We start from the raw sequence: 24,525 nt of genomic DNA, 5'->3' as shown, positions 1-24,525 counted from the left end.
TGCCCGATCACACACTTTGCATTAGGGTATGCAAGCATCCTTTTTTTGAGACCACTATGGCAACACTACTCAAGTCAGATAAACATCGATTATTATCGGCCCCGATACCAGATGCCTTACGTCGTTTAACCGTGCCAATGGTGTTTGGTATGATCGCGATTTTAATGTTTAATTTAGTCGATACTTTCTTTATTTCACGCTTGGGCACTAACGCACTGGCAGCGGTCAGTTTTACCTTTCCTGTTACCTTTGGCTTGAACTGTATCACTATGGGTATGAACGTCGGTATCTCAACTAGTATTGGACGCATGCTAGGTCAAGGTGATAGCCACAGCGCGGCCCGTATTACTACCCATGGATTATTACTAAGCCTGCTATTAATGATTATTGGATCGATCATTGGATTGCTCACCATTAAACCTTTATTTACCTTAATGGGTGCATCTGCGGAATTATTACCGATCATCGAGCAATATATGACAGTGTGGTATATCGCGATTCCATTACTGGTGATCCCAATGGCGGGTAATAGTGCTATTCGAGCAACTGGTGACGCTAAAAGCCCCGCCAAAATCATGGTCATCGCTGGCGTTATCAACGGCCTTTTAGATCCTTTATTAATTTTTGGCTATGGCCCTTTTCCTGCTTTAGGTGTTCAAGGCGCAGCTATTGCCAGTGGTATCAGTTGGGTATTTGCACTCACAGCTTCTGTGTATCTACTTAAGAAAAAAGAAAAATTATTGATTCTACCGCAATGGAAATTACTAAAAAAAGATTGGCAACAAATTTTGCATATTGGTGTTCCTGCTGGTTTATCGACGGCACTCAACCCATTATCGGGAGCGTTATTAATGGCACTATTGGCAAGTCAAAGCACGGCCTCAGTGGCGGCTTATGGTGCAGCAATGCGGGTCGAGTCATTATTAGTGATTGTGATGATGGCACTTGGATCAGCATTAATGCCATTTATGGCACAAAATTTAGGCGCACAAAAACCACAGCGGGCGTTTAGCGCACTTTTTACTGCCATGCATTTTGCGATTGGGTTTCAGTTGCTGGTTTTTATTGCGATGGTGCCATTAAGTATGCCATTAGCGGCTTTATTTTCTAAAGACAGCATAGTTCAAAATCAATTGTGGCATTACTTATTAGTAGTACCTGCAAGCTATGGGCTACAAGCGATTTGTATGCTGTTAATTAGCGCTCTTAATGCACTGCACAAAACCATTAATGCACTGTGCTGGAATCTACTGCGGCTATTTGTGTTATTACTACCCGCGGCATGGATCGGCAGTTATATTCATGGCACTGAAGGACTATTTATTGGCATTGCAGTTGCCAATATTATTAGTGGTATTGGGGCCTATTATTACGCGCGAAAACTACGTAAAGAGCAGCTATTTACACTCAATAGAATATGAATAGCATGAATAAAAAAAAGCAGCCATCGCTGCTTTTTTATTCATCACCAATAAACAGGCTAAATGTTACAATTACGGTAATCGATGATTAGAATTGTTATTTTTATGCTCATCTGTACGCTCATATTCACCATCAAACACATCACCATTGGCACCATGTTCTGAATGCCGATGCTGTGAAAAACCACCACCGAAATGACTAAAATTACTTTTTAGCGTCACTTTTTGCATTAATAATTGTGCTACTTTCGCCCGTGATGATGGCAATAATAATACGAGCCCTAATGCGTCGGTCATAAATCCTGGAGTTAATAATAATACTCCGGCAACGGCAAGTAGCATTCCTTCAACAATTTCTTGAGTTGGCATTTCGCCTTGTTGGAGCTTATTTTGTACCGAGATTAAGGTTGCAATACCTTGACTTCTCACTAATGATGCCCCAATAACTGCAGTCAATAACACAATCGCAATCGTTGGCCACAAACCTAATAACCCCCCCACCTGAATGAATAAGCCAATTTCAACTATCGGCACCACAATAAACAATAACATTAACAGTGGAAACACAAACAACCCCTTTTAATTAAATAGTTTCATGCTGATGCACAGTAGTAAACATTACCTGATTATAACGCCAATTACTCAGTACAAATTTTATTAGCTCTCTGAAAAGTGTTAACAAATAAGACAAGAGTGTAATTTGAATTTGCTCGCAAAACTATCATTGACACACCACAATTTATTCACATCTTGTCATTTTTCTTCATTTTACATGCGAAATAACGTACTACTGTTAACAGAAAATGTGAAAGAGATCGCGTTTCCGTGCAAAGATTAACAAGCTCTCGTAAAAAGTGATCTTGGTTATGTTTTTAGCGGTTGAGGGGAGTATTATCGGCTGCAATTAAGGTGTCAGGTACGATCATCTAGCCACAACTTTGCGACAATGGATTATCGCTATAAATGTTGGCTTACTTATTGATTCTAATTATAAAGATTTGCAAAGGGCTATATTATGTCTCAGATGATTGATCTTGAAAAAAATAATGCAACACTGAATGTTGCAACACGTATCGAAGAAGATCTACTAGGTGAACGTCATGTTCCAGCGGATGCTTATTGGGGCATTCACACTCTACGTGCAATTGAAAACTTCAATATTTCAAATACAACAATTTCTGATGTTCCTGAATTTGTACGTGGTATGGTCTTTACCAAAAAAGCAGCAGCTATGGCTAACAAAGAGCTTGGTGCTATTCCTTCTGACATCGGTAATTACATTGTTCAAGCGTGTGATCTTATTCTTGAAAGTGGCCGTTGCATGGATCAATTCCCATCTGACGTTTTCCAAGGTGGTGCTGGCACATCTGTTAATATGAACACTAACGAAGTTATTGCTAACCTTGCACTTGAAATCATGGGTGAAGAAAAAGGTCGCTACGACATCGTTAACCCAAATGACCATGTAAACAAATCACAATCAACTAACTGTGCTTACCCAACAGGTTTCCGTGTAGCGGTATACAACAGCATCATTAGCATGTTGGAAGCATTGGATTACTTAAAAACAGCATTTGATGTTAAAGCAACTGAATTTGCAAACATTCTGAAAATGGGTCGTACTCAGCTTCAAGACGCAGTACCGATGACTGTCGGTCAAGAATTCCATGCATATGGTGTACTGCTAAAAGAAGAAATTAAAAACCTTCAATACACAGCACAACTGCTACTTGAAGTTAACCTTGGTGCAACTGCGATCGGTACTGGTCTGAACGCTGCAACAGGCTACCAACAGTTATCTGTTCAACGTCTTGCTGAAATCACAGGTTTACCTGTTGTAGCTGCAGAAGATTTAATCGAAGCGACATCAGATTGTGGCGCTTACGTAATGGTTCACGGCGCACTAAAACGTACTGCTGTTAAGTTATCTAAGATTTGTAATGACTTACGTTTACTTTCTTCAGGTCCGCGTACGGGTCTAAACGAAATTAACCTACCTGAAATGCAAGCTGGCTCTTCTATTATGCCAGCGAAAGTAAACCCGGTTATCCCTGAAGTGGTTAACCAAGTTTGCTTTAAAGTCATTGGTAACGACACGACCATCACTTTTGCAGCAGAAGCGGGTCAATTACAGCTAAACGTAATGGAACCAGTGATTGGCCAAGCGATTTTTGAATCAATCGGCCTGCTTAAAAATGCATGTATTAACCTACGTGAGAAATGCATCGAAGGTATTACGGTTAACAAAGAAGTGTGTGAAAGCTACGTCTTTAATTCAATTGGTATCGTGACTTATCTAAACCCATTCATTGGCCATCATGAAGGTGATATTGTTGGTAAGATTTGTGCAGAAACCGGTAAGAGTGTCCGTGAAGTGGTACTTGAGCGAGGATTACTGACTGAGGAGCAATTAGATGATATCTTCTCCATCGAAAACTTAATGCATCCTCAATATAAAGCTAAACGTTATAACTAAAAACGTTAGCGTCTGAGGAGAATACCAGCGGATTGTCATTTGATTATCCGCTTTTTTTTGTGAACAAATCCTATTTTTTATTTTTATCATTAAACTTTTAGACAGGAAAAATTCTATGACTGGAATTGAACTCTTGGTCGTTCTGGGCTTTATTTATTTAGGCTCACGGATTGGCGGTATTGGTATCGGCTTCGCCGGTGGTGCAGGTGTATTAGTATTATCATTGATCTTTGGTGTTCCCACTAGTGAGTCTCTGATCCCTATTGATGTTATTTTAATTATTATGTCAGTGATCACAGCCATTGCCGCGATGCAAGTTGCCGGTGGTATGGACTGGCTGGTAGAGCTTGCAGAAAACTTCCTTCGTAAACACCCTAAGCGTATTACCTTTTATGCGCCTATCGTAACCTATTTAATGACAGTATTAGCAGGTACAGGACATACTGCGTTTTCAACCTTACCCGTTATTGCTGAAGTGGCTAAAGGTCAAGGCATTCGCCCTTCTCGCCCACTTTCCATTGCCGTTATTGCATCACAAATCGCTATAACAGCCTCACCTATTTCAGCCGCTGTAGTGTTCTTCTCTGGTATTCTTGAACCTGTTGGGGTTAGCTACATTACGCTGCTTGCTATTTGTATTCCAACCACATTTATTGCCTGTATGGTTGGTGCTTTTGTGGCTAACTTTATGGGTTGTGAACTTAAAGATGATCCAGTTTACCAAGATCGTTTAGCCAAAGGTTTAGTCAATATTGAACAAACGGGTAAGCGCGATATTAAACCAACAGCGCGTAAAGCAACTTACATTTTCATTACTGCGATTGTACTGGTTGTTTGTTATGCCGCTGCGATTTCTCATTCTATTGGCTTAATTACCGATCCAACACTAGGTCGTAACGAAGCAATCATTGCAGTGATGCTTACCTCTGCGGCAGTAACGGTATGGATCACTAAGATTGATGCTGCTGAAATTCCATCAGCACCAACGTTCCGCTCTGGTATGACTGCTTGTATTTGTGTACTTGGTGTTGCTTGGTTAGGTGCGACTTTCGTTAACGCTCACGTTGATGGCATTAAAGAAATTGCAGGTTCATTATTAAGTGGCCACCCTTGGATGCTAGCACTGATTTTATTCTTTGCTTCAATGCTACTTTACTCTCAAGGCGCGACGACGACAGCATTAATGCCAGCAGCATTAGCTATTGGTGTTGCACCGCTAACCATGGTGGCTTCTTTTGCTGCTGTTAGTGCATTGTTCGTGTTACCAACCTACCCAACGCTATTAGCTGCGGTAGAAATGGATGACACTGGTTCAACGCGAATTGGTAACTGGGTCTTTAACCATCCATTCTTTATTCCTGGTGTAGTTACCATTACTACTTCAGTCGCATTAGGCTTCTTATTCGGTAGCTTCATTCTATAATTAACACTTCCCCCTAAGTGTTCAAAAGCTGCTTTCGAGCAGCTTTTTTTTGGTTGTGATAAATCATTGCTAAGCTAAATATAGTCTTATTTCTAAATCCGCTCTCAGCACACTTAACGACGGCAAGGATGGCAAGTCATGATCACTATCAACAAAAAAACATCATTTATCAGCATATTTATAGTGCTTATAATGATAGTAAGTGGTTACTTTTTATTTACTAAAAAAACGCCAGCAGCGCTTAAATTTACCCTTGTTAATTCAATTTCAGAATTACAATATGCCCTTAGTATCGCCGCTAAACAGCAACGTCCAGTGATACTTGATGTTTATGCAGCCTGGTGTTCCCCCTGTGCTGCCCTCTCGCAACAGACCTTTCCTGCGGGTAAAGTTATTCTCCAACTCAATAACTTTACCCGCTTAAAAGCAGATGTAACGGCCAACTCTACTGCTGATATTGCATTAATGCAGCACCTTAACGTTATCGGTTTTCCAAGCTTATTATTTTGGGATCCTCAAGGCCACCCTTTGCCACAAGCAAGAATAAGTGGTTTTATCAATGCCGATAATTTTAGTGCCCATTTACAACAACCGATATTCTCTATTGCATCACCGTCAATCTCACAAACTAACGCCAAATAACGCATACAATTACATAACCACAATGACAACCGCGATCAAGATCCAATCTCTGCAGTGACTAAATTGCACCTTAGTTAGTGAAATGTTAACGTCAAAAAATCAATCACGACAATAGGCATCACCATGGACGTTCACTACACCATTGTTATCGCCGATGATCATCCGCTGTTTCGCAATGCTCTGTTTCAATCAATTCATATGGCTATCAGCGGCGCAAATCTCCTTGAAGCAGATTCGCAAGATTCATTATTTGCTTTGCTTGATAAAAGTGGTGATATCGATTTATTACTCCTTGATCTCAAAATGCCAGGCTCCAATGGTATGTCAGGGCTGATTCAATTACGGCAGCAGTATCCAGAGTTAGCTATTGTCGTCATTTCAGCCAGCGAAGAAGACACTGTAGTTCAACAAGTTTATAGCCATGGCGCATTTGGATTCATTCCCAAATCCAGTGATATGCACGTCTTATTAAGCGCATTAAAACAAATCCTTAATGGTGAACCTTATTTTCCTACCACCATCAATCACAATCCACATAATCAACAATTAGCCACCAAAATCGCAGCATTAACACCGCAACAATATAAAGTGTTAACCATGTTGACCGAAGGCTTACTCAATAAACAAATCGCTTATGAACTCAATGTTTCTGAAGCAACAATCAAAGCACATATGACCGCTATTTTTCGAAAATTAGAAGTTAAAAACCGTACTCAAGCAGTAATATTATTACAACAGTTAGAAATTAATTAATCCACAACACTCCCTTAGACCTTAGCCTACCCCTTGCCTACGCCATAGCAGATATAACTCGATATAGATCTCAAAAACGCCTCATTAGTAGGCGTTTTTGCGTTACTGCGCTCGACTAAAGTTGCACGGCTGAATAATGCCATTATTGCTATCGTTTATTCATAACATTTTACTAACAACTTAACGTTGTATCGTATTCAATAGGAGATAACAATGGCATTTGAATCAAAGGAACAGGCTCAAGCCTACTGGAAAAAAACCTTAGTATCATGGGATCATTACTCGCTATCTGGTTTTTAGTCTCATATGGCGCAGGCATTTTATTTGTTGATGCGCTCAATACCATTCAGTTTGGTAGCTTCAAATTAGGCTTTTGGTTCTCGCAACAAGGATCAATCTTTACCTTTGTTGCACTGATTTTTGTGTATGTCGTACGCATGAATGCGCTTGATCGTAAATTCAATGTTCAAGAAGACTAAAGGGAGAGACCATGGAAATTCAAAGCTGGACTTTTCTGTTAGTCGGGATGACATTTACACTTTATATCGGTATTGCAATTTGGGCTCGTGCTGGTTCCACCAGTGAATTTTATGTAGCAGGAGGTGGGGTTCACCCCGTCGCTAATGGCATGGCAACAGCTGCTGATTGGATGTCGGCAGCCTCATTTATTTCAATGGCCGGTATTATTTCATTTATCGGCTACGATGGGGGGGTTTACCTCATGGGGTGGACTGGTGGCTATGTGTTACTTGCGCTGTGTTTAGCCCCTTACCTAAGAAAATTTGGGAAATTTACCGTTCCCGATTTTATTGGCGATCGTTACTACTCTAAAACAGCCCGTATGGTGGCGGTATTTTGCGCTATCTTTGTGTCATTTACCTACGTTGCAGGACAAATGCGTGGTGTAGGCGTAGTGTTTGCTCGCTTTTTAGAAGTTGATATTAATATGGGCATTATTATCGGCATGGGAATTGTATTCTTTTATGCCGTATTAGGCGGAATGAAGGGCATCACTTACACTCAAGTAGCCCAATATTGCGTATTGATTTTTGCCTTTATGGTACCGGCTATTTTTACCTCCATCATGATGACTGGTTCACCAATTCCACAGCTGGGTTTTGGTTCAACCTTAAACGGCTCTGAAACTTACTTACTTGAAAAACTAGATGGACTCACCACTGAGCTTGGCTTTACGCCCTACACTGACGGTTCAAAAAGCATGATTGATGTGTTCTTCATTTGTGCCGCTTTAATGGTGGGGACCGCAGGATTACCCCACGTTATTATTCGCTTTTTCACCGTGCCAAAAGTAAAAGATGCCCGTATATCTGCTGGGTGGGCATTACTTTTTATCGCCATTTTATACACCACCGCCCCCGCTGTTGCTGCCTTTGCGCGCATTAATTTAATCGACACCATTAATGGCCCCGATCTTAAAGGTGTCGATGCTGAACAAGCACCAAGTTGGATCACTAATTGGCAAAAGACAGGTTTAGTTGCTTGGGAAGATAAAAATAACGATGGCAAAATGTTTTACTCTGGCGATGAGCGCAATGAAATGACCATCAACCGCGATATTATCGTGCTGGCTAGTCCTGAGTTAGCCAAACTGCCCAATTGGGTTGTAGCATTACTTGCCGCAGGAGGATTAGCAGCGGCGCTATCAACGGCTGCAGGGTTATTATTAGTAATCTCGACTTCGATCTCGCATGACTTATTGAAAAAAGGTTTTCGGCCGAACATGACAGAAAAGCAAGAGCTATTGGCCGCGAGAGCTGGCGCAGCAGTTGCAATCATTGGTGCCGGATATCTTGGTATTAATCCTCCGGGGTTTGTAGCTGAAGTGGTCGCTTTTTCGTTTGGTTTAGCAGCAAGCTCATTTTTTCCTGCGATTATTTTAGGTATTTTCTATCGTGGTATGAATAAAGCAGGTGCAATATCGGGCATGATCGCAGGTATCACCTTTACCGCCAGCTATATTATTTACTTTAAATTTATTAACCCCGCGGCCAATATTAGTGACAACTGGTTATTTGGTATCAGCCCAGAAGGCATTGGTACGCTAGGTATGTGCTTAAATTTTGTGGTGTCATTAGTCGTTAATAAATTTACCGCAGCTGTTCCACAAGATGTACAAGATATGGTGGAGTCGATTCGCTACCCACAAGGGGCAGGAGAAGCACATCAGCATTAAACCAAAATTAGCATAGTAACCACCGATGACGCTCAATCAGAGCGTCATACTTCCATTACTTTATTTTAATTAAACAGTGATTTAATATTGCGCGCAATTTAAGTGGTTTAACCGGCTTTCCTAAAAAGCTAAACCCATGTTGGCGCATCAGCGCTTGATGTTCAGTTAACCGATCCGCACTGATCACCACCCCTTTAAAATGCGTCCCTAATTGGTTTCGACACCATAATAAAATGTCCAACCCCGTTTGTTGTTTAGCAAGATGATAGTCACTTAATATCGCATCTGGCTGCCAGCCATCAGACAATTGTTGTAAGACTTGTGATTTATTCTCTGCAATCCGCACCTCACAATGCCATTGCTCTAATAAAGTCGTCATTGCTACTAAAATATGTGCTTCATTATCAATACAAAGCACTTTTAATCCCGCTAATGACCCCCCACTCGTATTCGGTAATGGCGAGGTTTTTAACGCCAACATCGAAGGCGAACAACGTCCAACCGCTAATGAAAATACGGTGCCATTTTGAGGCCATGATCGCAATCCTAACGGATGATCTAAAACCCGTGAGATCCCTCGTGCAATTGCCAACCCTAAGCCTAATCCATGATCGGCTCCGGTTTGATCCATACGCGTAAATTCATCAAAAATATCCGCTTGTTTCTCAATAGGGATGCCAGGGCCATTATCCCAAACCTCGATAAATAGTCGATCACCACGACGGCGCACACCTAATAACACCCGTCCTTTGGGGTTATAGCGAAAAGCATTAGTTAAAAAGTTCTGCAATGCCCGTCGCAATAACTTACTGTCTGAAAGGATCACCACATCACTCATTACCACTTTAAAATCAATTTGCTGCTGCACAGCCAACACCCCAAATTCAGCTTGCAAAACGCTTAAAACATCACTTACTCGTAACGGCACAATATGTGCTGCCAACTTTCCGGCTTCTAAACGTGACACATCAAGTAAATCACCAATAAGATCCTCGGCAGCACTTAATGCACTGGTTATATGAGACGCTAAACGCGCACTTTGCTGGCCCTCACTAACTTCCACTAATGATGATGAGAATAATCTTGCAGCATTAAGCGGTTGCATTAAATCATGACTCACTGCTGCTAAAAATCTACTTTTAGAACGCGCTTGTGACTCAGCTTGTTGCGTTGCGACGACCAATTGCTGATTAAGTTGCTCTAACTGTTGAGTCCGTTTTTTAACTCGTGCTTCTAGGTTTTCATTGGACTCTTTTAGAGCCGCTTCAGCTTGGCGAAAAACAGTAATATTACTAAAACTCATCACAAATCCACCGCCAGGCATTGGGTTACCTTGAACCTCAATCACCTGACCATCAGCACGCACTCGCGATGAAGTATGGGGGGTTCTTTGCTGTAGATGTTGTATCCGTCTAGCCACATGCTGCTCAGGATCGCCCTCACCGCATAATCCTTGCTGAGCGTTATAACGAATAACTTCAGCAATAGGGCGTCCGACTTGAATTAATCCAGCAGGAAAGGTAAATAATTCTAAATAACGTTGATTCCACGCCACCAGCCGCAATTGTTTATCAACCACCGCAATCCCTTGGCTAATATGTTCAATCGCTCCTTGTAATAAGCCGCGACTAAAATCAAACATCTCTGACGCTTCATCAACAATAGTCGCGACATCTTCTAATTGCATGTGTCGACCTTGCAATGCGGAAGTGAGTACTAACCTTGCTGAAGAGCTACCAAATACACCCGCTAATACTCGTTCAGTATGTAAAATCATCGCGGGAGACGCTTGCTGATGCGGTATTAACTGACATTGATGTTGAATCGAAAACTGTAAAAAAGCCTGTCGCACTCGCTGCTGACCGACAAATTTTGCTGCTAACATTTCTAATTCAACTACCGTTACCCGCGTTTGATATAACTGTTCATTTTCTGCTGTAACCAAAGGAGTGCCAACAAAAGTGGCGGCTTGCATACGTTCGGTCAACGAAGAGCGGGTTGCGAGTGACACGCCGATATATAAGCTTAAGTTAACCAATAAACTTAGTAACATTCCCCAGTCAGCACGGTTTAATTGTTCTAAAAATGCGTATTGTGGTGGAGTTAATATTTCAAAGATCACCTTGCTTATTACACTGCCAGTTAAAATATCAGCTTGGTTAAACATCACCAACAACCACACCGTGATGCCACCAAACAAGCCGCAATAAACACCTTTTTTATTACCACTGTGCCAATATAACCCACCTAATAAAGCAGGAGAAAACTGCGCGATGGCAGCAAAAGATAAGAGCCCAATCCCAGATAGCGATTCGACATTAGCAACAACAATATAAACCCCCCAAGCTGCGACCAACAACCCGCCAATTAACACCCGCCGAATTGTCAGTAACAGCCCAGAGAAGGCATCAAAATGTCGATTAGCCACTTTTAAACGTCGCAGCAATAATGGTAATACCACATCGTTAGAAATCATACTGGCCAGTGCTACTGTTGACACAATAACCATTGCCATTGCTGCCGATGTTCCACCAATAAAAGCCAAGAGTGCTAATGGAGCGATACCTTGTTGTAATGGTAAATTAATCACATAACTTTCAGCAGGAAATCCCTCGAGCCATTGCTGACCCGCAACAGCTAACGGCACCACTAGGCAAGCCATTAACAATAAATATAACGGAAATACCCATCGCGCTCGATGTAAGTCACTGGGGTGATTATTCTCAACCACAATAGTATGAAATTGACGAGGCAAACATAAGATAGCGGCCATTGTCAGGAGCAGGTGGATACTAAAGCTACCGCCATTGAACGGCTTAGATGCAAGTGCTTGCAAACCTGAAGCTGCCTGCTGTGGCTGTTCTTTTAGTAACATTAACGCAAAAAAACCAATCACTAAAAAAGCCACCAGCTTAACCACTGATTCAAAAGCAATCGCCATCATCATACCGCGGTGATGCTCGGTTGAATCAATATGACGCGTACCACAAAAGATCGTAAAAATGGCTAATCCACATGCTACCATCAAGGCAATATTGATCGAGCTAAGCCCAAACTGATGATGTAATTCAGGAGCAATATACTCCACCCCAATGGTTATTCCGCGAAGTTGCAATGCAATATAAGGCAGCACACCAACGACTGCGATTAAGGTGACACACACCGCTAACCCAGGTGATTTACCATAACGAGCAGCAATAAAATCGGCAATTGAAGTAATGTGTTCACGTTTGGCAATCACAATTAATCGAGCCCATATTCGCCATCCAAAAGTGAACATGATTATCGGAGCTAAATAGATTGGCAAAAACGACCAAACATTGGCACTGGCCTGACCGACGGTGCCGTAAAATGTCCACGAACTACAATAAACGGCAATTGATAAGCTATAAATCCATGATCTTTTTGACGCTAACCATTGTGGTTTTTTATCGCCATACCATGCAATCGCCACTAAAACTCCGATATAAACCACTAATGCAGTGATTACTAGCCAGCCCTGTGTCATCAACCATCCTTGTGATAAAGCCCTACCTCACTGTAACGGAGTTATTCACTTTGGCTCAATCGATACTGATCACAAATATCAGGGTAATGTTAATGTTGTCGTTATTAATACTGCTGTTATTGATACAGTTGCTCTACAGGCTTGCATAGCGATCAAAAAAAGCGCCACCATCAATCGATTACTCGACAATGGAAGCGCTTCTCATGATTACGATTGGGGTTTATTTCAGCCTCAATTTACCTGTGGCGTTAATGCCTGAGGTTGCTTATGTGGTAAAGGAAGTCGAATAAAGAAAACCGGAATCGCCATTGCAGCCATCACCCAAAATACATTTGCACTCCAATCACCGTAAATCCAACCACTAATAGAGGTCAAAATTGCCATCACCGCCCCTAATGGAATCGCATTATATAACGACTGCAATGCAACCATGTGATTTGAAGGTGAACGCTCAATATAACGAATAGCGGCTAAATGGGCCGCAGCAAAAGTCACACTATGCAATGACTGTACCGCAAACATTGCCCACTGATCGGTAATTGTGGCAGTTAACCCCCAGCGTACCAATACCCCAACGGCTGCTAATCGGAACATATTGTTAATCGACCAATTGGCAAATAAGCGCTTACTTATAAGGAACATCCCTACTTCAGCAGCAACACTGAAACTCCATAGATAACCAATCACTGATTCATCAAAGCCAATTTTTTGCCAATAAATCGAACTGAAACCATAATAAGCCGCATGACTGCCCTGCAACAACGCAGTAATCAACATCAATTTAACCACTGAGCTATCACGCAAAATATGCATTAACGCAGGACGAGTCTGTTGATGACTATTAACATCAACAGGCATAACAGCAGGGTTACGTGCCGCCATTATTTGTGCAAAGCCTAAACCCGCTAGCGCAACCCATGGAATAATATCTGCCCCGTAACGCTGGGCACATAAACCCACTACGGTAGAACCTGCAATAAAAGCAATCGAACCCCATAAACGAGTGCGACCATAATCTAAGTGACCCTCTTTGGCATAATGGTTAGTTATCGCATCTGAAATTGGCACAATCGGCCCAGCAGATAAGTTAAATAACACTGTGACTGCTGCTAGAGCCCAGAGATTACCGCCACAGACAATATAAATAATACATGCCACCAGCCCCAATAAAGTAAAACCACGCAGCGCTGGAATGAGATGTTCAACTTTATGGATTCGAGGCGTGATCACCAAATTGGCAATACAACGCACTGCAAAACCTAACCCTAATAACAAGCCGATATCAGAGTCATCAACCCCTATATGTTTAAACCAAATCGCCCAAAAGGGTAAATACACCCCGTAAGAAAAGAAAAATCCCAATAGATATTGGGATGTCCAGCCATAAGGCTTACTTTTAAACATAATAGATCTCAAAAATGTGGTAGATGAAAAACTAAGCTATTATGCCGTAAATCAACCACCCTATCGTAATAGTTAGGTCATCTTTACTCGCAAAGACTCTACCTTTGCAGTCTAATTGCGACCATTGTCACACTTCATTTTAGAGAGTAAGTGCGCGGTATAATTAAGACAGTGCACAAAACAAAATGTAACATTGATGCAACATTAACAATTCACCACTCTGCGCCTTAATCTCATCCTAAAGTCTAATTGTCGCCAGCCATATAATCGTTCACTTTAATGACTAATGCTGCCTAAGCCATTGTTTGTAAAATATTACAAACATCAGCACCCACCAAGGGAACAACTCAAGGAGAACAGGGATGAGTGAGGTTCATATTTATCCGGTCGATAGTACCATTGCCAGTAATGCCCATATTAATGATGACCAGTATCGTGAAATGTACCAACAATCAACCATAAATCCTCAAGGTTTCTGGCGTCAACATGGGCAAATTCTTGATTGGATCACCCCTTATACCAAGGTTAAAAACACCTCATTTGATAGCGGACATGTCAGTATTAAGTGGTTTGAAGACGGTGAGCTCAATGTCTCAGCAAATTGTATTGACCGCCACCTTGCGGATCGTGGCGATCAAGCAGCAATCATTTGGGAGGGAGATGATCCCAATGATGATGCAACCTTAACCTATAACGATCTTTATCAACAAGTGTGTCAATTTGCTAATGCACTTAAAAGCCAAGGGGTACGTAAAGGAGATGTGGTATGTCTTTACATGCCAATGGTCGCGGAGGCTGCAATAGCAATGCTGGCATGTACTCGCATCGGCGCTGTACATACAATTGTGTTTGGTGGTTTCTCCCCTGAAGCCCTTGCTGGACGAATTATTGATTCTAACGCTAAAGTCGTGATCACAGCAGATGAAGGTGTTCGTGGTGGCCGTACCGTTCCTTTAAAACAAAACGTTGATGATGCGTTAGCTAATCCGCAGGTGACTAGTGTTGAAAAAGTGGTGGTATTTCAGCGTACAGGTGGCAATGTTGAATGGCATAGTGAACGTGATGTGTGGTGGCATCAATTAACCGCAGTCGCTTCTAACCATTGCGCACCAGAGCCAATGAATGCAGAAGATCCACTGTTTATTCTCTACACATCTGGCTCTACAGGTAAGCCTAAGGGCGTCTTACATACCACCGGCGGTTATCTTGTTTATGCCGCGATGACTTTTAAATATGTATTTGATTATCAAGCGGGTGATGTCTATTGGTGTACTGCTGATGTCGGCTGGATCACAGGTCACAGCTATTTAGTCTACGGACCGTTAGCTAATGGCGCGACCACAGTACTCTTTGAAGGTGTACCTAACTATCCATCAACCAGCCGCATGAGTGAAGTGGTTGATAAGCACCAGGTTAATATCCTTTATACTGCGCCAACCGCTATTCGTGCTTTAATGGCCAAAGGCGAAGAAGCCATTGCTGGTACTAACCGTTCATCATTACGGATCATGGGCTCAGTCGGTGAACCAATTAACCCAGAAGCATGGCAATGGTACCACCGCACTATTGGTGATAGTCGCTGTCCAATCGTCGATACATGGTGGCAAACAGAAACCGGTGGTATTTTAATTACGCCACTTCCAGGTGCGACTGCACTCAAACCGGGGTCTGCAACGCGACCATTTTTTGGTGTTCAACCGGCACTAGTTGATAATGTGGGTAATATTTTAGAAGGTGCAACTGACGGTAACTTAGTCATGACAGATTCATGGCCAGGTCAGATGCGTACGCTTTGGGGTGATCACGAACGTTTTGAGCAAACCTACTTCTCGACCTTTAAAGGTATGTACTTCACTGGTGATGGTGCTCGTCGTGATGAAGATGGTTACTACTGGATCACAGGTCGAGTCGATGACGTGTTAAATATTTCAGGTCACCGTATGGGAACAGCAGAAATTGAATCGGCACTGGTGGCTTTTGATAAAATAGCAGAAGCAGCAATTGTTGGTGTACCGCATGCGATTAAAGGCCAAGCTATTTATGCTTATATCACCCTTAATGATGGTGAGTACCCTAGCGCCGAGTTACATAAGCAGGTCAAAGATTGGGTACGTAAAGAAATAGGTCCGATTGCTACCCCAGATTTTCTGCACTGGACGAATGCATTACCTAAAACCCGTTCAGGCAAAATTATGCGGCGCATTTTACGTAAAATTGCCACCGGTGATACTGAATCTCTTGGTGATACTTCAACGCTAGCAGATCCAAGTGTGGTTGAGAAACTGATTGCAGAAAAACAGCAATTACTTTAACTCTCACTCATAACGAAAAAATTAATTAACCGAACCTCAAAAGACCACTAAATGTGGTCTTTTTTTATCCAATTATTAATGGTAATTTAGAACTAATTCAGCTTAGGATAAGCTACCTAATACTAAAATGTCGCGTTAACCTGTTTAATATTGAACATATTTATTGAAATAGCATTATTAAATATGCCTTTAAAACATCTTTTTTAAGCGCAATTATCACTGCTTAGTAATAACCGACAAAAAACTATATTTATTACTAAATTCTTGCACTTAGTTACGTTACATTGACGTAAGATGAACGTATTCACATCTACTAACATTCTTACAACAGCTTACAGCTGTTCGCACAAAATGTGGTGATTAGACCAGTATTTTGCTGCGATTTGCGTTGAATTCTCTATAATTGGTTCACAATTAATGTTTGGTAGTAAAAAAACGGACACATGGAAGTCAACTTGTAGATAACCACAAGTTGTGCGAGTTTACCCTCATAAACAAGTGATGAGACGTCAAGATGCCGACCGTTAAACGAATTTTACTGATTAATGGACCTAACCTAAATTTACTGGGTTTGCGTGAGCCTGATCATTATGGCCAGCAAACACTTACGCAACTGGTTCAAAAATTAACGACTACAGCCGTCGATTTAGGGGTGGTATTAGAACATATTCAATCAAATGCGGAGCATGAGTTAATTGATGCAATTCACCAAGCCCATACTAAGGTGGATTTCATTATAATAAACCCAGCAGCCTTCACTCACACGAGTGTTGCTATTCGCGATGCCTTGCTTGGTGTTGCTATTCCGTTTATTGAAGTACATTTATCTAACGTTCACGCACGTGAACCTTTTCGTCATCACTCTTACTTATCGGATAAAGCGGTAGGAGTGATTTGTGGTCTAGGCCCTGACGGTTATGAATTCGCCCTACAGGCAGCGGTTAATCGCCTGCATGCAGATAGCTAACTGAACAATATATAAAGAGAAAAATAATGGACATTCGTAAAATTAAGAAGCTAATTGAACTGGTTGAAGAATCTGGTATTGCAGAGCTAGAAATTTCTGAAGGTGAAGAGTCAGTTCGAATCAGTCGTAATGTACCCGCAACAGCGATGCCACAACAATATGCTGCTGCTCCTATGATGGCACCTGTTCAAGCAGCACCTGTTCAAGCAGCACCAGCAACAGAAGCAACATCATTCCAAGCACCAGAAGCACCTGTTGTTGCTGCTGGTCATCAAGTTCTTTCACCAATGGTAGGTACTTTCTACCGTGCGCCAAGCCCTGAAGCAAAGAACTTTGCTGAAGTAGGTCAATCAGTCAACATTGGCGATACTCTATGTATCGTTGAAGCAATGAAAATGATGAACCAAATTCAAGCAGACAAAGCCGGTAAGATCGTTGCGATTCTTGCAGTTGATGGCGACGCAATTGAATTCGACCAACCGCTTGTAATCATCGAGTAATCGAGGCTCCTGGCTATGTTAGATAAATTAGTAATTGCGAACCGAGGTGAAATTGCACTTCGAATTCTTCGCGCATGTAAAGAATTAGGCATTAAAACGGTAGCTGTTCACTCAACAGCTGACCGCGATCTTAAGCACGTATTATTGGCTGATGAATCAGTTTGTATTGGCCCCGCGCGCGGTATCGATAGTTACCTTAATATTCCTCGTATCATCAGTGCAGCAGAGATCACTGGCGCTGTAGCAATTCACCCTGGCTACGGTTTCCTATCTGAAAATGCTGATTTTGCTGAGCAAGTAGAGCGTTCTGGCTTTATTTTTGTAGGCCCTAAAGCTGAAACAATTCGTCTAATGGGCGATAAAGTTTCTGCAATCAGTGCTATGAAAAAAGCTGGTGTTCCTTGTGTTCCTGGCTCTGATGGCCCACTTGATGACGATGAAGCAAAAAATAAATCTTTTGCTAAGCGTATTGGTTACCCAGTTATCATTAAAGCCTCTGGTGGCGGCGGTGGTCGTGGTATGCGTGTTGTTCGCTCAGAAAAAGAATTGACTGAAGCGATCGCGATGACCCGTGCGGAAGCAAAATCTTGCTTTGATAATGACATGGTTTACATGGAGAAATACCTTGAAAACCCACGTCACATCGAAGTACAAGTACTTGCTGATGGTCAAGGTGGTGCAATTCATTTAGGTGAGCGTGATTGTTCAATGCAACGTCGCCACCAAAAAGTGGTAGAAGAAGCGCCAGCACCTGGTATTACTGAAGAAATGCGTAAATACATCGGTGAGCGTTGTACGCGTGCATGTTTAGAAATCAATTACCGTGGCGCAGGTACTTTTGAGTTCCTTTATGAAAACGGCGAATTCTACTTCATTGAAATGAATACCCGTATTCAGGTTGAGCACCCAGTAACAGAAATGGTTACTGGCGTTGACTTAATTAAAGAGCAATTACGTATTGCTGCAGGTCAACCATTATCATTTAGCCAAAAAGATATTCAAATTCGTGGCCACGCGGTTGAATGTCGTATTAATGCTGAAGATCCTGAGCGTTTCCTTCCGTGTCCAGGCACGATCACCCGTTTCCACTCACCAGGTGGCATGGGTATTCGTTGGGAATCGCATATCTACACAGGCTACACTGTACCGCCTTACTATGATTCAATGATTGGTAAGTTGATTGCTTACGGTGAAAACCGTGATGTTGCCATCTCACGTATGCGTAATGCATTAAGTGAAATGATCATTGACGGTATTAAAACCAATATTCCGCTTCAGCAACAAATTATGGCTGATGAAAACTTTCAAAAAGGTGGTGCTAATATTCACTACCTTGAAAAGAAGCTTGGTTTACAGTAATAACGTTATCTAACGTTAAAAAGGCTGCCTAAAGGTGGCCTTTTTTATTATTAGCGACAACAAATCTTATCTGAATACGAGACATGGCATAAACGTCTATCTTTTGCCACAATAGCCCTCTTTTTTAACCGCTATCAGTGATTTTCTCAATTATCTGATAAGCCTCTGACCAATAACAACTGGAGAAACCGCATGAAAACGCTTTCTGCCCGCTACCGCCAAGCACATAAAGAAGCGCGCTGGGCGATAGGACTCGCGTTAGCTTATTTTCTTTGGTGGTATGTTTCCGCCTATGGGTTTGCCCCCGCTATTAATGACCTCAGTATGCCAACCCTCTATTTTGGTTTCCCATTATGGTTTTTGCTGTCATGCATTATTGGCCCAATTGTTTTTACAATACTTTGCGCCCTTATGGTCAAATTTATTTACCACGATCTCCCTCTTGAAATAACAGACGATAAACCACATGAATAGCCAACTTATCATTCCTTTGGTGCTCTATTTAGCCGCCGTTTTTGGCGTCGCACTCTATACTCGCCGTTTTCAGGGTAAGGGTAATTTCTTAACTGAATACCTTGTCGGTGGTCGTAGTATGGGTGGCTTTGTACTCGCCATGACCCTTGCTGCGACTTATGCCAGTGCCAGCACCTTTATTGGCGGCCCAGGTGCTGCTTATAAGATGGGGTTGGGCTGGGTATTGCTCGCCATGATTCAACTGCCCGCAGCATGGTTAACATTAGGCGTGCTCGGAAAAAAGTTTGCGATTGAATCTCGCCGTCATAATGCATTAACCCTCAATGATATTTTATATGCTCGCTACCAACACAAAGGCGTGGTGATCTTTGCTTCTCTATCACTACTATTAGCCTTCTTTGGCACTATGGTGGTGCAATTTGTCGGCGGTGCACGCCTACTGCAAACCGTCACAGGTCTGTCTTATACTCATGGGCTGATGTTGTTTGCGATCACTGTTGGACTGTATACCACTATTGGTGGCTTTCGTGCAGTCGTCATGACTGATACCATTCAAGGGATCATGATGATCATTGGCACGATCGCCCTATTAGTTGGGATTGTACATACCGGTGGCAGTATTGGTGCGCTGGTAACCAAACTTCATGATATTGATCCGGCTTTGGTTTCACCCTATGGTCCCAACCACTTTTTAAGCCAACCTTTTATGCTCAGCTTTTGGATTCTGGTGTGTTTTGGCGTCATTGGTTTACCTCATGCCGCAGTACGCTGTATGTCATATAAAGACAGCCGTTCATTACATAAAGGCATGGTAATTAGCACCATTATGGTGGCGCTACTGATGTTTGGAATGCATTTAGCGGGTGCATTAGGCCGCGCTATCGTGCCGAATATCGCCAGCCCTGACCAAATCATGCCAACCTTAATGGTGACAGTATTACCACCTGCTGTTGCTGGAATCTTCTTAGCCGGCCCAATGGCAGCTATTATGTCGACCATTGATTCTCAATTAATTCAAGCATCTGCAACCTTATTGAAAGATTTATATATCAATTATATTAATCCTAAAATCGCCGAAGGTGACGCAGCTGAAACAAAATTGCCGAAGCTATCCCTATGGGTAACAGGTATTTTTTCAGCACTGGTATTTGTGGCGGCAATGAACCCACCCAATATGATTATTTGGCTTAATTTATTAGCCTTTGGTAGCTTACAAGCAGTATTCCTATGGCCATTAGTATTAGGGTTATATTGGGAAAAAGCCTCAGCGACAGGCGCATTTGCCTCAATGATTGTTGGCCTAACCACCTATTTAGGACTGTCATTAGGTAAACCTGACATGGGTGGTATGCACGCGATTGTACCGACATTAGTCATTGGTTTAATTGCCTTTATTATTGGTAGTTATGCACGTCCTAACCAATCAAAAATCGCCGCAGCTAACAAATAATTAATTGTTAATTACACTAACACAACCAAGAGCGTGTCTATCGATACGCTCTTTTTTTATCTATTGTTTAGCATCTGCTAATGGGGATTGGTGAAATTTCATGCTAAACTGCGCCCCCTATGTTCAAGTAGTCACAAAATAAGCGAATAAACCATGCCTTGGATTCAAATTAAACTGAACGCTACTGCAGAGAACGCAGAAGCAATTGGCGACATGCTAATGGAAGAGACTGGTGCTCTATCCGCCACTTTCCTTGATGCACAAGACACGCCAGTTTTCGAGCCTATGCCAGGTGAAACCCGTTTATGGGGTGATACTGATGTTATTGGTTTGTATGATGCTGAAGCCGACATGGATTTCGTGCTGAACATGCTTAAAAACAGCCCGCTAATTGCTGATGATTTTGCTTATAAAATCGAGCAATTAGAAGATAAAGACTGGGAACGTGAGTGGATGGATAACTTCCACCCAATGCGTTTTGGTCGCCGTTTATGGATCTGCCCAAGCTGGCGTGAAGCACCAGAACCTGATGCCGTTAATGTATTGCTAGACCCAGGTTTGGCATTTGGTACTGGTACGCACCCAACCACATCACTGTGTCTTGAGTGGCTAGACGGTCAAGATCTTACTGGTAAAACGATTATCGATTTTGGATGTGGTTCAGGTATTTTAGCCATTGCTGCACTTAAATTAGGCGCAGCAAAAGTAATTGGTATTGATATCGATCCACAGGCTATTTTAGCTTCTCGTGATAATGCTGAGCGCAATGGCGTTTCAGACAATCTCGAGCTATATCTACCCCAAGATCAGCCACAAGGCATTCAAGCTGACGTGGTTGTTGCTAACATTCTAGCCGGCCCACTGCGTGAATTATCACCAGTGATTAAGAGCCTAGTGAAAAAGGGTGGTGACTTAGCAATCTCTGGTGTACTTGAAAGCCAAGCAGAAGATGTTGCAACTTACTACAGCGATGAAATCACATTAGATCCAGTAATGGCACGCGAAGAGTGGTGTCGTATCTCGGGTCATAAAGCATAAAATTTACGGTAATTGGTTGCTGCTGTTGATTATTTTTAATTAATTTAATGGGTCAATTGATTGAAAATCATGCTGTTTTGACAAACAAAATCATCATGCTCAATTATTGGCCTTTTCAGCAGCGTAAAAAATGCGTAAAATGCGCGCCCTTACTGGCACAGTCAGGTAGAGACATTTTGCATATCGGTCCATATCAACTTAAAAACCAACTGATAGTCGCGCCAATGGCGGGTGTGACCGATCGGCCATTTCGTGAATTATGCCTTCGCTACGGTGCAGGCATGGCTGTTAGCGAGATGATGTCGTCAAATCCAGATCTCTGGAAGACGTCTAAATCGCTCAATCGCATGGTTCACGAAGGTGAATCGGGGATTCGTTCGGTTCAGATAGCAGGTGCTGATCCAAAATTGATGGCCGAAGCGGCGCAATTCAGTGTTGAAAACGGTGCGCAAATCATCGATATCAACATGGGATGCCCAGCTAAGAAAGTAAATAAACGATTAGCCGGTTCTGCTCTATTGCAGTATCCCAATCTGATCGAAGAGATTCTTCGTACAGTGGTGGACGCAGTAGATGTGCCTGTTACGCTTAAAACCCGTACAGGCTGGGATCTGGACAACAGGAATTGTGTCAACATAGCCAAACTCGCCGAACAATGTGGCATACAGGCCCTCGCCCTTCATGGACGTACCAAGGCTTGCATGTACAAAGGTGAAGCGGAATATGACTACATTAGAGCGGTGAAACAAGCCATCTCAATCCCAGTTATCGCTAACGGTGATATCGATAGCCCGGAGAAAGCACGCTTTGTATTGGATTATACCGGTGCCGACGCTCTAATGATTGGCCGACCTGCACAAGGAAAGCCGTGGATTTTTAGAGAAATCCACCATTACTTAACAACCGGTGAACACCTCGCTGCACCGTCAATTGACGAAATCAGTGAAATTATGTTGGGACATGTTAAGGCACTTCACCAATTTTATGGTGATTACCTAGGATTACGCATTGCACGTAAACACGTGTCTTGGTATTTGAAAGAACATGCACCAGCTGGTGATTTCCGCCGGACCTTCAACGCACTCGAGGATGCTCAACAGCAAATCGATGCGCTGCAAGGCTACTTCGAAAACGTTGCATAAATACTAGAAGAGCTTACAGAATTATGTTCGAACAAAATCTGACTTCCGAAGCGTTAACAGTAACAACTGTAACTTCACAAGACCAAATCACACAGAAACCATTACGTGATTCAGTGAAGGCATCCCTTAAAAACTACCTTGCTCAATTAAATGGTCAGGAAGTCGACGATCTGTACGAGCTTGTGCTTGCAGAAGTTGAACAACCACTACTAGACACTATCATGCAGTACACTCGCGGTAACCAAACTCGCGCTGCAACCATGATGGGTATCAACCGTGGTACGCTACGTAAGAAACTAAAGAAATACGGCATGAACTAGACCAAAAAGTCTAAGTTAATGTTTTAAAAGCCTATTCTTTTGATTTGGAATAGGCTTTTTTGTATTTGATACACAGATTGATACACTAATAACAATTCATACCTTGATACATTTATCCTCCTGCCTTTTTATATCTGCTTAATTACTTTCCGTTTATTGAGTCAATTTAAACGCAAACAACCTTGTTCAAACTTCAATAAACCTTTAATCTATTTCAACCCTAAATCTCATCTGCGCTCCTATTAAAAAGGATGCACAAATGAGTAAACAAAATGTCACAGACTTCCCTGATAGACTGATATCAGAAAAAGAATGTGCACAAATGACTGGCTTATGCCGTACGACTCGATGGGAAATGGAGAAGCAGAACAATTTTCCATCGAAACGCAGAGTTGGTGAAAGAAAGGTAATGTGGCTGTTATCAGAAGTTCTTTGCTGGATGAACTCTCTGGAAAAAACCTCAAATGAGGCAGCTACCAATGAGTAATCGTCAAGATATAAGCAAAGACATAACAACAGCTTCTGGTGCGCCTATTGATATTATTCCGCTTGCCGAAATGTGCCTACGCCTAGGTAAAGATCGTTCAACTATATGGCGCTGGTGGCACAGTGGAAAGTTTCCTAGACCGTGGACTATAAATGGAAGAACCATTGGTTGGTTTAGACATCAATATGAAGCGTGGTTACAGGCTCAACAATAATTACCATTCTAATCAAGGGGTAGGGCTTATGCTCTACCCCTTTTTTTATTATCCCGATAACCGTTTGCAACAATCCACAACTTTAATGTGGCTTTTCTTTAATAATTTCCATTCGTTTTTGACGATTAAAAATAGAAATTACAACAAGTTAATCACATGAAAATAAAATTAAAAATCAGGTAATTTATATTATATGGCTGCGCAGCAAGATACTTATGACTCAATATTGGAACACATTCCTAAATCAATACCTTTTGTTTATAAGAACAAAGTATGGCGATTATTAAACAGTGCTGGTGGGCATGATAAGAAAATAATGCGCACAATTATTGATAGATTCGATGTTATGCATAGTTACTATGCTGAAGTACTGACTTGCCAATTCATATTGTTTCCTCATAAGATTCCATATAATAACCAAATTATTAGCGATTTCTTCAG

At 42.0% G+C, this 24,525-nt stretch carries 21 protein-coding genes and 1 pseudogene; 19 read left to right on the top strand and 3 right to left on the bottom strand.

Annotated elements, in window-relative coordinates; translation table 11 throughout:
* Window positions 1-56: 56 nt before the first annotated feature.
* Complete coding sequence (locus BTN98_RS19085) at window positions 57-1,421, top strand: MATE family efflux transporter (protein ID WP_060998670.1); 1,365 nt, start codon at window positions 57-59, stop codon at window positions 1,419-1,421.
* A gap of 72 nt (window positions 1,422-1,493) precedes the next feature.
* Here the strand turns inward: BTN98_RS19085 and BTN98_RS19080 are convergent, their stop codons facing one another.
* Window positions 1,494-1,988, bottom strand: a complete 495-nt coding sequence (locus BTN98_RS19080; RefSeq protein ID WP_060998669.1) for an FxsA family protein — start codon at window positions 1,986-1,988, stop codon at window positions 1,494-1,496.
* Between the two features lie 448 nt (window positions 1,989-2,436).
* On the opposite strand from BTN98_RS19080, the gene aspA reads away from it, so the two are divergent.
* The 6 genes and pseudogenes from aspA to BTN98_RS19050 all read left to right on the top strand — a co-directional run bounded on the left by aspA (window position 2,437) and on the right by BTN98_RS19050 (window position 8,909).
* Window positions 2,437-3,897 (top strand): aspartate ammonia-lyase, encoded by a 1,461-nt coding sequence (gene aspA / locus BTN98_RS19075; RefSeq protein ID WP_082732174.1) that lies wholly within the window; start codon window positions 2,437-2,439, stop codon window positions 3,895-3,897.
* Between the two features lie 115 nt (window positions 3,898-4,012).
* Window positions 4,013-5,320, top strand: coding sequence for an anaerobic C4-dicarboxylate transporter (locus tag BTN98_RS19070; RefSeq protein WP_060998668.1), 1,308 nt, complete (start codon window positions 4,013-4,015; stop codon window positions 5,318-5,320).
* Window positions 5,321-5,512: 192 nt separating this feature from the next.
* Entirely contained in the window at window positions 5,513-5,962 is a 450-nt protein-coding gene (locus tag BTN98_RS19065) for a thioredoxin fold domain-containing protein (RefSeq protein ID WP_162271149.1), read from the top strand.
* Window positions 5,963-6,085: 123 nt separating this feature from the next.
* The gene (locus BTN98_RS19060; RefSeq protein WP_060998666.1) at window positions 6,086-6,715 is read left to right on the top strand and encodes a response regulator; all 630 of its coding nucleotides are present in this window, start codon (window positions 6,086-6,088) and stop codon (window positions 6,713-6,715) included.
* Window positions 6,716-6,928: 213 nt separating this feature from the next.
* A pseudogene (locus BTN98_RS19055) lies at window positions 6,929-7,194 on the top strand (DUF4212 domain-containing protein).
* Window positions 7,195-7,205: 11 nt separating this feature from the next.
* Window positions 7,206-8,909, top strand: coding sequence for a sodium:solute symporter family protein (locus tag BTN98_RS19050; RefSeq protein ID WP_060998664.1), 1,704 nt, complete (start codon window positions 7,206-7,208; stop codon window positions 8,907-8,909).
* Window positions 8,910-8,964: 55 nt separating this feature from the next.
* Here BTN98_RS19050 and BTN98_RS19045 read toward each other — a convergent pair whose 3' ends face one another.
* Both BTN98_RS19045 and BTN98_RS19040 read right to left on the bottom strand, forming a co-directional pair.
* Window positions 8,965-12,417: a hybrid sensor histidine kinase/response regulator gene (locus tag BTN98_RS19045; protein ID WP_060998663.1), complete on the bottom strand. Its 3,453-nt coding sequence runs from the start codon at window positions 12,415-12,417 to the stop codon at window positions 8,965-8,967.
* Window positions 12,418-12,648: 231 nt separating this feature from the next.
* The gene (locus BTN98_RS19040) at window positions 12,649-13,821 is read right to left on the bottom strand and encodes a 3-phenylpropionate MFS transporter (RefSeq protein WP_060998662.1); all 1,173 of its coding nucleotides are present in this window, start codon (window positions 13,819-13,821) and stop codon (window positions 12,649-12,651) included.
* A 362-nt stretch (window positions 13,822-14,183) separates the two neighbouring features.
* On the opposite strand from BTN98_RS19040, the gene acs reads away from it, so the two are divergent.
* The 12 genes from acs to BTN98_RS20550 form a co-directional block, all read left to right on the top strand.
* Window positions 14,184-16,133: an acetate--CoA ligase gene (gene acs / locus BTN98_RS19035; RefSeq protein WP_060998661.1), complete on the top strand. Its 1,950-nt coding sequence runs from the start codon at window positions 14,184-14,186 to the stop codon at window positions 16,131-16,133.
* A gap of 514 nt (window positions 16,134-16,647) precedes the next feature.
* Window positions 16,648-17,100 (top strand): type II 3-dehydroquinate dehydratase, encoded by a 453-nt coding sequence (aroQ, locus tag BTN98_RS19030; RefSeq protein WP_060998660.1) that lies wholly within the window; start codon window positions 16,648-16,650, stop codon window positions 17,098-17,100.
* A 26-nt stretch (window positions 17,101-17,126) separates the two neighbouring features.
* Window positions 17,127-17,600, top strand: a complete 474-nt coding sequence (gene accB / locus BTN98_RS19025; RefSeq protein ID WP_060998659.1) for an acetyl-CoA carboxylase biotin carboxyl carrier protein — start codon at window positions 17,127-17,129, stop codon at window positions 17,598-17,600.
* A gap of 15 nt (window positions 17,601-17,615) precedes the next feature.
* Complete coding sequence (gene accC / locus BTN98_RS19020; RefSeq protein WP_060998658.1) at window positions 17,616-18,959, top strand: acetyl-CoA carboxylase biotin carboxylase subunit; 1,344 nt, start codon at window positions 17,616-17,618, stop codon at window positions 18,957-18,959.
* A 192-nt stretch (window positions 18,960-19,151) separates the two neighbouring features.
* Entirely contained in the window at window positions 19,152-19,433 is a 282-nt protein-coding gene (locus BTN98_RS19015; protein WP_036788894.1) for a YhdT family protein, read from the top strand.
* Complete coding sequence (panF, locus tag BTN98_RS19010) at window positions 19,426-20,883, top strand: sodium/pantothenate symporter (protein WP_060998657.1); 1,458 nt, start codon at window positions 19,426-19,428, stop codon at window positions 20,881-20,883. The genes BTN98_RS19015 and panF overlap by 8 nt, the downstream gene beginning before the upstream one ends.
* A gap of 153 nt (window positions 20,884-21,036) precedes the next feature.
* Complete coding sequence (gene prmA, locus BTN98_RS19005; protein ID WP_060998656.1) at window positions 21,037-21,921, top strand: 50S ribosomal protein L11 methyltransferase; 885 nt, start codon at window positions 21,037-21,039, stop codon at window positions 21,919-21,921.
* A 176-nt stretch (window positions 21,922-22,097) separates the two neighbouring features.
* Window positions 22,098-23,063, top strand: coding sequence for a tRNA dihydrouridine synthase DusB (dusB, locus tag BTN98_RS19000; protein ID WP_060998727.1), 966 nt, complete (start codon window positions 22,098-22,100; stop codon window positions 23,061-23,063).
* Between the two features lie 23 nt (window positions 23,064-23,086).
* The gene (gene fis, locus BTN98_RS18995; RefSeq protein ID WP_005372656.1) at window positions 23,087-23,383 is read left to right on the top strand and encodes a DNA-binding transcriptional regulator Fis; all 297 of its coding nucleotides are present in this window, start codon (window positions 23,087-23,089) and stop codon (window positions 23,381-23,383) included.
* A gap of 259 nt (window positions 23,384-23,642) precedes the next feature.
* The gene (locus BTN98_RS18990; protein WP_060998655.1) at window positions 23,643-23,870 is read left to right on the top strand and encodes a helix-turn-helix transcriptional regulator; all 228 of its coding nucleotides are present in this window, start codon (window positions 23,643-23,645) and stop codon (window positions 23,868-23,870) included.
* On the top strand, window positions 23,863-24,084 hold the full coding sequence (locus BTN98_RS18985) for a helix-turn-helix transcriptional regulator (RefSeq protein WP_060998654.1): 222 nt from the start codon (window positions 23,863-23,865) through the stop codon (window positions 24,082-24,084). The genes BTN98_RS18990 and BTN98_RS18985 overlap by 8 nt, the downstream gene beginning before the upstream one ends.
* Window positions 24,085-24,277: 193 nt before the next feature.
* On the top strand, window positions 24,278-24,525 hold a 248-nt coding region (locus BTN98_RS20550; RefSeq protein WP_205853521.1), incomplete at its 3' end, for a hypothetical protein.

Source organism: Photobacterium aquimaris (assembly GCF_002954455.1).
GTDB classification, from domain to species: domain Bacteria; phylum Pseudomonadota; class Gammaproteobacteria; order Enterobacterales; family Vibrionaceae; genus Photobacterium; species Photobacterium aquimaris.
The sequence above is the reverse complement of the archived record's forward strand: the minus strand, read 5'-3'. Positions and strand labels throughout refer to the sequence as shown.